This is a genomic window from Agrobacterium sp. K11, assembly GCF_059429395.1.
This window is the reverse complement of the sequence record NZ_JCAHRB010000006.1, coordinates 70,987-82,231: the sequence shown is the minus strand read 5'-3', so window position 1 is coordinate 82,231 and position 11,245 is coordinate 70,987. Positions and strand designations below refer to the sequence as shown.

Genomic DNA, 11,245 nt, shown 5'->3' with positions numbered 1-11,245 from the left:
CGCCATTTCTTTCACCGAAATGACACTCCCAAACGAAGCAAGCATGCATCGTCCTGCCATATCGGCAATGGCGATTTCAACGCCTGTTTCCGGCATTTGCGAGCGCGGTTTTTCCTGCTGTTTTTAGTCAAGTTTCGATATCGAGAGATCGTCACTTCGCTGCCATTTTGACGTAAAATTCGTGTGACTTTTTTGCGGTTGCGTCGTTCAATCGATTATTATTGTATTTGAGGGGCTTAGCCCGGAATTGTGGCCCAAATTTGCGTCAATTCCGGCAATATTGTTGCCAATCAATGCGGCAGGTGTCTTGAAATGGTGCCTAAACTCTTGCAGAGAGAGCGCGGCTGCGCTAACCACTTTGGCGTTGCAACATATTTGTGCGCCTTTAGACTTTCAGTCGCAAAGGCAGGTCCGGCACCCGGCCGGACAGGGAAGAGACCATGACTGAACTCCTCAGTTCCTATATTCCGATCGCAATCTTTATCGGTATCGCTCTTGTCATTGGCCTGGCGCTTCTCATCGCGCCTTTCGCTGTCGCTTATAAGGCGCCGGACCCGGAAAAGCTCTCCGCTTTCGAGTGCGGTTTCAATGCCTTCGACGACGCCCGCATGAAGTTCGATATCCGGTTTTATCTGGTGTCCATTCTCTTCATCATCTTCGACTTGGAAGTCGCCTTCCTGTTCCCCTGGGCTGTGTCCTTCGGTGATATGGGCTGGTTCGGTTTCTGGTCTATGATGGTGTTCCTCGCCGTTCTCACCATCGGCTTTATCTATGAGTGGAAGAAGGGAGCGCTGGAATGGGCATGAGCCAGAACAACAGCACGCTCGTTGCACCGCAGCCGAAGGGGATCATCGATCCCGCGACCGGCAAGCCTGTCGGCAGCAACGATGCCTACTTCACGGAAATCAACGACGAGCTGGCCGACAAGGGCTTTCTCGTCACCTCGACCGACGAGCTGATCACGTGGGCGCGTACCGGCTCCCTGATGTGGATGCAGTTCGGTCTTGCCTGCTGCGCCGTCGAGGGTCTGATGCAGGCTTCCGGCCCGCGTTACGACATGGAGCGCTTCGGTGTCGCCCCGCGCGCCTCGCCGCGCCAGTCGGACGTCATGATCGTCGCGGGAACGCTGACCAACAAGATGGCGCCGGCACTGCGCAAGGTCTATGACCAGATGCCTGAGCCGCGTTACGTCATCTCCATGGGCTCCTGCGCCAATGGCGGCGGCTATTACCATTATTCCTACGCCGTCGTGCGCGGCTGCGACCGAGTCGTCCCGGTGGATATCTACGTTCCGGGCTGTCCCCCCACGGCGGAGGCGCTGCTTTACGGCGTGCTTCTGCTGCAGAAGAAGATCCGGCGTACCGGTACGATCGAGCGCTAAGGGCAAAGGACGGATTAAGGAATGAGCGAAGCTCTAAACGATCTTGCTGCTTACGTTAAGGAAGCGCGTGGTTCCCTCGTGGTTTCGGCCGATATCGCCTATGGCGAGCTGACGCTGAACACGACGACGGAAAGCGTTATCGCGCTTTTGACGTTCCTGCGTGACGATGTGCAGTGCGGTTTCGTCAACATCATCGATATTTGCGGCGTCGACTGGCCGCAGCGCGAGAAGCGTTTCGACGTTGTCTATCACCTCTTGTCGCCGCGCCAGAATCTGCGCGTGCGCATCAAGCTGCAGGTGGCGGAAGACGAGGGCGTTCCCTCGGCAACCTCCGTTTACATGGGTGCAGACTGGTTCGAGCGCGAAGCCTGGGATATGTACGGCATTCCTTTCGAAGGCCATGCGGATCTTCGCCGAATCCTCACCGATTACGGTTTCGAAGGTCATCCGCTGCGCAAGGATTTTCCGGTTACCGGCTTTGTGGAAGTACGCTACGATGACGTTCTGAAGCGGGTTCTCTATGAACCGGTCGAACTGAAGCAGGAATTCCGCAATTTCGATTTCCTCTCTCCTTGGGAGGGGACTGACTATGTTCTCCCGGGTGACGAAAAGGCCAAGCAATGAGCGAAGCCCCCGCGACAGAGCACGGACAATGTCTTTGCGGCGCCGTTGGCTTCAATGCCAGCATCGGCGCCCGCGAATTCGGCGTTTGCCATTGCTCGATGTGCCGCCGCTGGTCCGGCGGAACATTTCTGGCTGTCGAATGCGCTGACGTCGCCATCGAGAACGAGGAGCATTTCGGTGTTTATACCTCGTCGGAATGGGGTGAGCGCTGCTTCTGCAGGAATTGCGGCAGCACGCTGATGTGGCGCTCCAAGGATGGCAAGCATTTTGCCGTCTCGTTGCAGGCTTTCGACAACCCTTCCAGTTTCCATTTTGCGTCGCAGATTTTCACGGATGAGAAGCCTTCGAGCTATTCTTTCGCGCAAACCACGCAGAACATGACCGGCCCCGAATTCATCGCCATGATCACCTCGGCGGAGCACTAGAATGACTGAGCATAATGTCCGCAATTTCACGATCAACTTCGGTCCGGAACACCCTTCCGCGCACGGCGTGCTGCGCCTGGTTCTGGAACTGGACGGCGAAATCGTCGAGCGCGTCGATCCGCATATCGGTCTTCTGCATCGCGGCACCGAAAAGCTGATCGAGACCAAGACCTACCTTCAGGCGGTGCCTTATTTCGACCGTCTCGACTACGTCGCGCCGATGAACCAGGAACACGCTTTCGCGCTCGCCGTCGAAAAGCTGCTGGGTCTCGAAATCCCGATGCGCGGCCAGCTGATCCGCGTGCTTTATTCGGAAATCGGCCGCATCCTGTCGCACATCATGAACGTGACGACTCAGGCCATGGACGTCGGCGCAATGACGCCGCCGGTCTGGGGCTTCGAGGAACGCGAAAAGCTGATGGTGTTCTACGAGCGCGCCTGTGGCGCCCGCATGCACTCGGCCTATGTCCGTCCGGGCGGCGTGCATCAGGATCTGCCGCCGGAACTGGTCGAAGATATCGGCAAATGGTGCGATCCCTTCATTACCGTTCTCGACAATATCGAAGGCCTGTTGACCGACAACCGCATCTACAAGCAGCGTAACGTCGATATCGGCGTCGTCTCGCTTGAAGACGCCTTTGCCTGGGGTTTCACGGGCGTCATGGTGCGCGGTTCGGGTGCTGCCTGGGATTTGCGTCGCGCGCAGCCCTACGAGTGCTATTCCGATCTGGAGTTCGATATTCCCGTCGGCAAGAACGGCGACTGCTATGACCGTTACCTGATCCGCATGCAGGAAATGCGCGAATCGGTGAAGATCATGAAGCAGTGCGTCGATCTTCTCTCCGGCAAGCACCGCATCGGCCCGGTCTCCTCGCTGGATGGCAAGGTGGTTCCGCCCAAGCGCGGCGAGATGAAGCGTTCGATGGAAGCTCTTATCCATCACTTCAAGCTCTATACCGAAGGCTATCACGTTCCCGCCGGCGAAGTTTACGCCGCCGTCGAAGCGCCGAAGGGCGAGTTCGGCGTCTACGTGGTCGCCGATGGTTCGAACAAGCCCTACCGCTGCAAGATCCGCGCGCCGGGTTATGCACATTTGCAGGCGATGGATTTCCTGTGCAAGGGCCATCAGCTTGCCGACGTTACAGCCGTGCTCGGCTCCCTCGACATCGTGTTCGGGGAGGTCGACCGCTGATGCGTCTGCCGCTGGCCATCTTGGCTTTTCTTGCTGCGATGTCGACCTCCGTTCTCGCCCAGACGGCGACGGACGAGGGGGGCGTATCGCTATCAAGCAGCGGCGGTTCTACCATCAAGCAGCTTCTGTCTTCGGGATACGAGATCAAGGCCTCGGTTCCCAATGGCAGCAAGTTCATCGTGTTCATGCAGAAAGACAAGGCGGCTTATGCCTGCGAATTCGTCACGGTGGCGAGATCGCGTTGTGAGACGTTAAACTGAAAAGGCGTGAGGAAGTATGTCCGTTCGTCGACTAGCCGAAGATCAGTTCCAGCCCGTGGCATTTGCCTTTAACGCGGATAATACCGCATGGGCGGAAAAGACGATCCAGAAATATCCGGAGGGACGCCAGCAATCGGCGGTTATCCCGCTGCTTATGCGTGCGCAGGAGCAGGACGGCTGGGTTACCCGCGCCGCCATCGAAAAAATCGCCGACATGCTGGATATGGCCTATATCCGCGTCATGGAAGTGGCGACCTTCTACACCCAGTTCCAGCTGAAGCCGGTCGGCACACGCGCCCATGTTCAGGTTTGCGGCACCACGCCCTGCATGCTGCGCGGCTCCGAAGCGCTGATGGATGTCTGCCGCAAGAAGATCCATCACGATCCGCTGCACACCAACGAGAGCGGCACGCTGTCCTGGGAAGAAGTGGAATGTCAGGGCGCCTGCGTCAACGCGCCGATGGTCATCATCTTCAAGGATGCCTATGAGGATCTGACGCCCGAGCGCCTGGAAGAGATCATCGACACGTTCGAGGCAGGCAAGGGCGACACGGTCAAGACCGGCCCCCAGATCGACCGTCACCAGTCGGTGCCCGTTGGCGGCCTGACGACGCTGACGGAAGAGATCAAGCCAGATCGCTCCAATCTCGACAAGCCTGCGGAAGCTCCGGCGGAAGCAGCCCCCGTTCTTCCTTCGAATGCCGCCAAGCCAAAGACGGACGCACCGGAAACTGATCCGAAGCTGAAGACGCCTGCGAACGAGCCCAAGGCTGCTGCGGAAAACGCAAAGGCAGGGGAACAGCAATCGGCAGGCAAGGAAGCGACAGCATCCAGACCGTCGCTTGAGTCGGCCGACCGTCCGGCAGGCATTGAAAAGCCCGCTGCGCCCGATGACCTGAAACTCATTTCAGGCGTTGGCCCGAAGATCGAAGGCACGCTTAACGAGCTCGGTATCTTCACCTATGCGCAGATTGCCGGCTGGAAGAAGGCCGAGTGCGACTGGGTGGATGGTTATCTGAATTTCAAGGGCCGCATCGAACGCGATGAGTGGATCAAGCAGGCCGAGGCGCTCGCCAAGGGTGGCGAAGCCGAGTATATCAGGGTCTTCGGCAAGAAGCCGCGGTAAAGGGTGAAGCATGTTAAAAGATCAGGATCGCATCTTTACCAATCTCTACGGCCTCAAGGACAAGTCCCTGAAGGGCGTGAGGGCGCGCGGCCACTGGGATGGCACCAAGCAGATCATCGAAAAGGGTCGTGACTGGATCATCAATGAGATGAAGGCTTCCGGCCTTCGCGGTCGCGGCGGCGCAGGCTTCCCGACGGGTCTCAAGTGGTCCTTCATGCCCAAGGAAAGCGACGGCCGTCCGCATTATCTCGTGGTCAACGCCGACGAATCCGAGCCCGGCACCTGCAAGGACCGCGAAATCCTGCGCAACGATCCGCATACGCTGATCGAAGGCTGCGTTATCGCCGGTTTCGCCATGGGTGCGCACACCGCCTATATCTACGTGCGTGGCGAATATATGCGCGAACGTGAGGCGCTTCAGGCCGCCATCGACGAATGTTACGATGCGGGCCTGCTCGGCAAGAACAACAAGAACGGCTGGGATTTCGACATCTACGTCCATCACGGCGCAGGTGCATATATCTGCGGCGAAGAGACGGCACTGCTTGAAAGCCTCGAGGGCAAGAAGGGCCAGCCGCGCCTGAAGCCGCCGTTCCCGGCCAATATGGGTCTTTACGGTTGCCCGACGACCGTCAACAACGTCGAATCCATCGCCGTTGCTCCGACCATTCTGCGCCGAGGTGCGGCATGGTTCTCGTCTATTGGCCGTCCGAACAATGTCGGCACCAAGCTGTTCATGGTCTCCGGCCATGTCGAGCGTCCATGCACCTTCGAAGATGCGCTGGGCCTGTCCTTCCGTGAGCTGATCGAACACCATTGCGGTGGCATTCGCGGCGGCTGGGACAATCTGCTTGGCGTCATCCCCGGCGGCGCATCCTGCCCCATCGTGCGCGGTGAGGACATGAAGGACGCCATCATGGACTTCGACGGCATGCGCGAAGTGAAGTCGTCCTTCGGCACCGGCGGCATGATCGTCATGGACAAGTCCACCGACGTCATCAAGGCGATCGCCCGCATCGCGGCGTTCTTCAAGCATGAAAGCTGCGGCCAGTGCACGCCGTGCCGTGAAGGCACCGGCTGGATGTGGCGCGTGCTGGAACGCATGGTGAAGGGCAACGCGCAGAAGCGCGAAATCGACATGCTGTTCGAAGTGACGAAGCAGATCGAAGGCCACACCATCTGTGCGCTCGGCGACGCCGCCGCATGGCCGGTACAGGCGCTGATCCGCAATTTCCGTCCGGAAATCGAAAAGCGCATCGACCAATATACCTACAGGGCCATGGATGATGGCGCTGTTCTGGAAGCTGCCGAATAAGCTTTCGCAGTTTGCATGCGGCGCGGGGATGATCCCAGCGCCGGAAAACCATGAAGCGCCTGACCGACGAGATGAAGTGTCGGGCGCGATTAAGGATTTGTTGCGGACCGTGTGAGAGACACGGGACGAACAGGCAACAGGACGTAAGTAGAACCATGGCAAAGCTCAAGGTTGACGGTAAAGAGATCGAGGTTCCGGATCATTTCACGCTGTTGCAGGCGTGCGAGGAGGCTGGTGCTGAAGTTCCGCGCTTTTGTTTTCATGAGCGCTTGTCGGTCGCGGGTAACTGCCGCATGTGTCTCATCGAGGTGAAGGGCGGACCGCCCAAGCCCGCCGCATCCTGCGCCATGGGCGTGCGCGACGTTCGCGGCGGCCCGAATGGCGAATTGCCTGAAGTTTTCACCAACACGCCGATGGTCAAGAAGGCCCGCGAAGGCGTGATGGAGTTCCTTCTCATCAACCACCCGCTCGATTGCCCGATCTGCGACCAGGGCGGCGAATGCGACCTGCAGGACCAGGCTATGGCCTTCGGTATTGCCGGTTCGCGTTACGCGGAAAACAAGCGTGCGGTTGAAGACAAATATATCGGCCCGCTCGTCAAGACGGTGATGAACCGCTGCATCCACTGCACGCGCTGCGTCCGTTTCACCACGGAAGTTGCTGGCATCGCCGAACTCGGCCTCATCGGCCGCGGCGAGGATGCTGAAATCACCACCTATCTCGAGCAGGCTATGACCTCCGAGCTTCAGGGCAACGTCGTCGATCTTTGCCCGGTCGGTGCGCTCACCTCCAAGCCTTTCGCTTTCACTGCCCGTCCGTGGGAACTGAACAAGACCGAAACCATCGACGTGATGGACGCTCTCGGTTCGGCAATCCGCGTCGATACCCGTGGCCGCGAAGTCATGCGCGTCATGCCGCGTGTCAACGAGGCGATCAACGAAGAGTGGATTTCCGACAAGAGCCGCTTCATCTGGGACGGCCTGAAGACGCAGCGTCTCGACCGCCCTTACGTCCGCAAGGATGGCCGCTTGCAGCCCGCAAGCTGGGGTGAAGCCTTCGGCGCTATCAAGCAGGCGGTTGCCGCAACCAGCGGCAGCAAGATCGGCGCGATTGCCGGTGACCTTGCTTCCGTCGAGGAAATGTTCGCGCTGAAGTCGCTTCTGGCGTCGCTTGGCTCGGCCAATGTCGATTGCCGTCAGGATGGCGCAGCGCTTGATCCGTCTTTGGGTCGCGCCAGCTACCTGTTCAATTCCACAATCGAAGGCATCGAGCACGCGGATGCGCTGCTGATCGTCGGCGCCAACCCGCGTTATGAAGCGGCCGTGCTCAATGCACGTATCCGCAAGCGCTGGCGTCGCGGTGGTTTCCCGATCGGCGTGATCGGCGAAGCCGGTGAGCTGCGCTACAATTATGAATATCTCGGCTCCGGCGCGGAAACGCTTTCCGATCTCGCCAATGGCTCTCACAGCTTCGTTGAGAAGCTGAAGTCCGCCAAGAACCCGCTGATCATCATCGGCCAGGGCGCTCTGGCACGCGCCGATGGTGCAGCCGTTCTCGCGGCCGCTGCGAAGCTTGCCGTTTCGGTTGGCGCAATCAGCGAAGAGTGGAACGGCTTCTCGGTGCTTCACACTGCCGCTGCCCGCGTCGGTGGTCTCGACATCGGCTTCGTGCCGGGCGAGGGCGGTGTTGCTGCTGCCGAAATGGTAACGTCCATGGACGTTCTCTTCCTGCTCGGCGCCGATGAAATCGACCTGTCGAACAAGGGCGCCAAGTTCACCGTCTACATCGGTAGCCACGGCGACCATGGCGCGATGAACGCCGACGTCATCCTTCCGGGTGCAGCCTACACCGAAAAATCCGGTATCTGGGTCAACACCGAAGGCCGCGTTCAGGTGGGCAACCGCGCCGGTTTCGCACCGGGCGAGGCCCGTGAAGACTGGGCGATCCTGCGTGCGCTTTCCGACGTGCTCGGCAAGAAGCTGCCGTTCGATTCGCTGTCGGCGCTGCGCGGCCAGCTTTATGTCGCGCATCCGCATCTGGCGGAAACCGATGAGATCGTTGCCGGCAACGGCGCGGATGTCGAGGCACTTGCCGCTCGCGCGGGCAGCCTCAATAAGTCTGCGTTTGCCTCGCCGGTAAAAGACTTTTATTTGACGAACCCGATTGCGCGCGCATCCGCTGTCATGGCCGAGTGTTCCGCATTGGCCCGCAACAATTTCCAGGCTGCGGCAGAGTAAGGGTAGGGGATTATGGAATCGTTTTTCTGGAGCTACGTCTGGCCCGCGCTGATCATGGTCGGCCAGTCCCTGCTGCTTCTCGTTTGCCTTCTGGTGGCCATCGCCTTCCTTCTGCTTGCCGACCGTAAGGTCTGGGCAGCCGTGCAGTTGCGCCGTGGTCCCAACGTCGTCGGCCCCTTTGGTCTGTTCCAATCCTTCGCCGACCTTTTGAAATTCATCCTGAAGGAACCCGTCATTCCGGCGGGCGCCAACAAGGCGGTCTTCCTTCTGGCGCCGCTGGTTGCCGTAACGCTGGCGCTCGCCACCTACGCGGTCATCCCCTTTGCCGATGGCTGGGTCGTTGCCAATATCAATGTCGGCATTCTCTACATTTTCGCGATCTCCTCGCTTGAAGTGTACGGCATCATCATGGGCGGCTGGGCTTCGAACTCGAAGTACCCGTTCCTCGGCGCGCTTCGTTCGGCGGCGCAGATGGTGTCCTACGAAGTGTCGATCGGCCTCGTCATCGTCACCGTGCTTCTGTGCGTCGGCTCGCTCAACCTCACGGATATCGTTCTGGCGCAGCGTACCGGCCTCGGCACGATGATCGGTCTGCCGGCCTCGTTCCTCGACTGGCACTGGCTGTCGCTGTTCCCGATGTTCATCGTGTTCTTCATCTCGGGTCTTGCCGAAACCAACCGTCCGCCCTTCGACCTTCCGGAAGCGGAATCGGAACTGGTGGCCGGTCACATGGTCGAATATGGCTCGACGCCTTACATGATGTTCATGCTCGGCGAATATGCTGCGATCGTCCTGATCTGCTGCCTGACGACGATCCTGTTCCTTGGCGGCTGGCTGCCGATCGTGGATGTGTGGTTCCTGAACTGGATTCCGGGCATTGTCTGGTTCGCGCTCAAGGGCTGCATGGTTTTCTTCATGATCGCTCTGGTGAAGGCCTTCGTTCCGCGTTACCGCTATGACCAGCTCATGCGCCTTGGCTGGAAGGTGTTCCTGCCGCTGTCGCTCGCCATGGTCGTTATTGTTGCATTCGTATTGAAGCTGACGGGGTGGGCCGGTTGATGTCCGTACGCCTCGCTCAGAAATCTGGAGTTTGAGATGGCCAGCCTTTCCCAAGCCGTCAATTCACTGTTCCTCAAGGAGTTCGTCGGTGCGATCTTCCTGACGATGCGCCACTTCTTCAAGCAGAAGGCCACGGTGAATTATCCTTTCGAAAAGGGCCCGGTGTCTCCGCGCTTCCGCGGCGAGCATGCGCTGCGCCGTTATCCGAACGGTGAAGAGCGCTGCATCGCCTGCAAGCTGTGTGAAGCGATCTGTCCCGCTCAGGCGATTACCATCGAAGCCGGTCCGCGCCGCAATGACGGCACCCGCCGCACGGTGCGTTACGACATCGACATGGTGAAGTGCATCTATTGCGGTTTCTGCCAGGAAGCCTGCCCGGTGGATGCCATCGTCGAAGGCCCGAACTTCGAATTCGCGACGGAAACCCGCGAGGAGCTCTATTTCGACAAGCAAAGGCTTCTCGACAATGGCGACCGCTGGGAGCGTGAAATTGCGCGCAACCTCGCACTGGATGCGCCTTACCGTTAAGGCGCAACCGTCTTTCCGGGGGAGACCCCGGAAAGCGAAGAAAGAGTAAAAGAGCCTGCACGGTTATCGCCGGCGGGGACGAAACGGGTAGAGCGCGCGATTGCGCGGTCTTTGCCCGGATGAGGACAAGAAGGCACCAACATGGGTCTGCACGCTGTATTCTTTTATATATTCGCTTTCGTCGCCGTGGCGTCTGCGTTCATGGTCATCGCATCGAAGAACCCTGTTCATTCGGTGCTGTTTCTGATTTTGACCTTCTTCAACGCAGCCGCGCTGTTCCTGCTGACGGGGGCCGAATTCCTCGCCATGATCCTGCTCGTCGTTTATGTCGGTGCGGTGGCGGTGCTCTTCCTCTTCGTCGTCATGATGCTGGATGTGGATTTTGCGGAGCTGCGCTCCGGCGTGCTGCAATATGCGCCGATCGGTGCGCTGATCGGTATCATCCTCGCGGCTGAGCTGATCGTCGTGGTCGGTGGCAGCGTGCTCAACCCGCAGGCCGCCAAATCGATTACCATGCCGATCCCGTCACCGGCCGTGCGCACCAATACGGCCGCGCTGGGCGACGTGCTCTATACCAATTACGTCTACTTCTTCCAGCTTGCCGGTCTCGTGCTGCTGGTGGCCATGATCGGCGCCATCGTGCTGACGCTGCGTCACCGCACCGACATCAAGCGGCAGAACATATCCACGCAGGTCGGCCGTGACCCGAAGACCGCCGTCACCACGGTCAAGGTCAAGCCGGGCCAGGGCATCTGAAGGCGCGAACGGATCCAAGGAAACAGAATATGGAAATCGGTCTTTCCCACTACCTGACGGTCAGCGCGATCCTCTTCACGATCGGCATCTTCGGTATCTTCCTCAACCGGAAGAACGTCATCGTCATCCTCATGTCGATCGAGCTCATCCTGTTGGCGGTCAACATCAACATGGTGGCGTTCTCGGCTTTCCTGAACGACATCGTCGGCCAGGTCTTCGCACTGTTCATTCTGACCGTCGCAGCCGCCGAAGCGGCCATCGGTCTTGCAATACTCGTTGTCTTCTACCGCAACCGCGGATCGATCGCTGTCGAAGACGTCAATATGATGAAGGGCTGATAAG

Annotated in this window: 13 protein-coding genes; all 13 read left to right on the top strand. The window is 59.1% G+C overall.

All coding sequences use genetic code 11. The annotated features are described in order from the left end of the window. Nucleotides 1-440 precede the first annotated feature (440 nt). Nucleotides 441-806 carry an NADH-quinone oxidoreductase subunit A gene (locus tag AC5SEO_RS13760; RefSeq protein WP_003512653.1) on the top strand — a complete coding sequence of 122 codons (366 nt, stop codon included), beginning with the start codon at nucleotides 441-443 and terminating at the stop codon, nucleotides 804-806. Next, entirely contained in the window at nucleotides 797-1,381 is a 585-nt protein-coding gene (locus tag AC5SEO_RS13755; protein WP_003512655.1) for a NuoB/complex I 20 kDa subunit family protein, read from the top strand. Before AC5SEO_RS13760 ends, AC5SEO_RS13755 begins: the two co-directional genes overlap by 10 nt. A gap of 21 nt (nucleotides 1,382-1,402) precedes the next feature. Next, the gene (locus AC5SEO_RS13750; RefSeq protein ID WP_003512657.1) at nucleotides 1,403-2,005 is read left to right on the top strand and encodes an NADH-quinone oxidoreductase subunit C; all 603 of its coding nucleotides are present in this window, start codon (nucleotides 1,403-1,405) and stop codon (nucleotides 2,003-2,005) included. Continuing rightward, on the top strand, nucleotides 2,002-2,430 hold the full coding sequence (locus AC5SEO_RS13745) for a GFA family protein (RefSeq protein ID WP_003512658.1): 429 nt from the start codon (nucleotides 2,002-2,004) through the stop codon (nucleotides 2,428-2,430). Before AC5SEO_RS13750 ends, AC5SEO_RS13745 begins: the two co-directional genes overlap by 4 nt. A 1-nt stretch (nucleotide 2,431) precedes the next feature. Next, nucleotides 2,432-3,622, top strand: a complete 1,191-nt coding sequence (locus AC5SEO_RS13740) for an NADH-quinone oxidoreductase subunit D (protein WP_003512668.1) — start codon at nucleotides 2,432-2,434, stop codon at nucleotides 3,620-3,622. After that, nucleotides 3,622-3,882 carry a hypothetical protein gene (locus tag AC5SEO_RS13735; protein ID WP_025593255.1) on the top strand — a complete coding sequence of 87 codons (261 nt, stop codon included), beginning with the start codon at nucleotides 3,622-3,624 and terminating at the stop codon, nucleotides 3,880-3,882. Before AC5SEO_RS13740 ends, AC5SEO_RS13735 begins: the two co-directional genes overlap by 1 nt. Nucleotides 3,883-3,898: 16 nt before the next feature. After that, nucleotides 3,899-5,008 (top strand): NADH-quinone oxidoreductase subunit E, encoded by a 1,110-nt coding sequence (locus AC5SEO_RS13730; RefSeq protein WP_019565474.1) that lies wholly within the window; start codon nucleotides 3,899-3,901, stop codon nucleotides 5,006-5,008. A 10-nt stretch (nucleotides 5,009-5,018) separates the two neighbouring features. Continuing rightward, nucleotides 5,019-6,323: an NADH-quinone oxidoreductase subunit NuoF gene (gene nuoF / locus AC5SEO_RS13725; RefSeq protein WP_003512673.1), complete on the top strand. Its 1,305-nt coding sequence runs from the start codon at nucleotides 5,019-5,021 to the stop codon at nucleotides 6,321-6,323. Nucleotides 6,324-6,478: 155 nt separating this feature from the next. Next, nucleotides 6,479-8,560 carry an NADH-quinone oxidoreductase subunit NuoG gene (gene nuoG, locus AC5SEO_RS13720; protein WP_041694373.1) on the top strand — a complete coding sequence of 694 codons (2,082 nt, stop codon included), beginning with the start codon at nucleotides 6,479-6,481 and terminating at the stop codon, nucleotides 8,558-8,560. 12 nt (nucleotides 8,561-8,572) lie between these two features. After that, nucleotides 8,573-9,619: an NADH-quinone oxidoreductase subunit NuoH gene (gene nuoH / locus AC5SEO_RS13715; RefSeq protein WP_013635951.1), complete on the top strand. Its 1,047-nt coding sequence runs from the start codon at nucleotides 8,573-8,575 to the stop codon at nucleotides 9,617-9,619. 36 nt (nucleotides 9,620-9,655) lie between these two features. After that, nucleotides 9,656-10,147, top strand: coding sequence for an NADH-quinone oxidoreductase subunit NuoI (gene nuoI / locus AC5SEO_RS13710; RefSeq protein WP_003512679.1), 492 nt, complete (start codon nucleotides 9,656-9,658; stop codon nucleotides 10,145-10,147). Nucleotides 10,148-10,288: 141 nt separating this feature from the next. Continuing rightward, nucleotides 10,289-10,903 carry an NADH-quinone oxidoreductase subunit J gene (locus AC5SEO_RS13705; protein ID WP_003512680.1) on the top strand — a complete coding sequence of 205 codons (615 nt, stop codon included), beginning with the start codon at nucleotides 10,289-10,291 and terminating at the stop codon, nucleotides 10,901-10,903. 29 nt (nucleotides 10,904-10,932) lie between these two features. After that, entirely contained in the window at nucleotides 10,933-11,241 is a 309-nt protein-coding gene (gene nuoK / locus AC5SEO_RS13700; RefSeq protein WP_003496445.1) for an NADH-quinone oxidoreductase subunit NuoK, read from the top strand. Nucleotides 11,242-11,245: the final 4 nt, after the last annotated feature.

Coding starts and splice junctions, on each gene's coding strand:
- AC5SEO_RS13760 (WP_003512653.1), top strand. CDS start 441: ATGACTGAACTCCTCAGTTCCTATATTCCGATCGCAATCTTTATCGGT.
- nuoK (WP_003496445.1), top strand. CDS start 10,933: ATGGAAATCGGTCTTTCCCACTACCTGACGGTCAGCGCGATCCTCTTC.
- AC5SEO_RS13705 (WP_003512680.1), top strand. CDS start 10,289: ATGGGTCTGCACGCTGTATTCTTTTATATATTCGCTTTCGTCGCCGTG.
- nuoG (WP_041694373.1), top strand. CDS start 6,479: ATGGCAAAGCTCAAGGTTGACGGTAAAGAGATCGAGGTTCCGGATCAT.
- AC5SEO_RS13735 (WP_025593255.1), top strand. CDS start 3,622: ATGCGTCTGCCGCTGGCCATCTTGGCTTTTCTTGCTGCGATGTCGACC.
- AC5SEO_RS13755 (WP_003512655.1), top strand. CDS start 797: ATGGGCATGAGCCAGAACAACAGCACGCTCGTTGCACCGCAGCCGAAG.
- nuoH (WP_013635951.1), top strand. CDS start 8,573: ATGGAATCGTTTTTCTGGAGCTACGTCTGGCCCGCGCTGATCATGGTC.
- AC5SEO_RS13740 (WP_003512668.1), top strand. CDS start 2,432: ATGACTGAGCATAATGTCCGCAATTTCACGATCAACTTCGGTCCGGAA.
- AC5SEO_RS13745 (WP_003512658.1), top strand. CDS start 2,002: ATGAGCGAAGCCCCCGCGACAGAGCACGGACAATGTCTTTGCGGCGCC.
- nuoF (WP_003512673.1), top strand. CDS start 5,019: ATGTTAAAAGATCAGGATCGCATCTTTACCAATCTCTACGGCCTCAAG.
- nuoI (WP_003512679.1), top strand. CDS start 9,656: ATGGCCAGCCTTTCCCAAGCCGTCAATTCACTGTTCCTCAAGGAGTTC.
- AC5SEO_RS13750 (WP_003512657.1), top strand. CDS start 1,403: ATGAGCGAAGCTCTAAACGATCTTGCTGCTTACGTTAAGGAAGCGCGT.
- AC5SEO_RS13730 (WP_019565474.1), top strand. CDS start 3,899: ATGTCCGTTCGTCGACTAGCCGAAGATCAGTTCCAGCCCGTGGCATTT.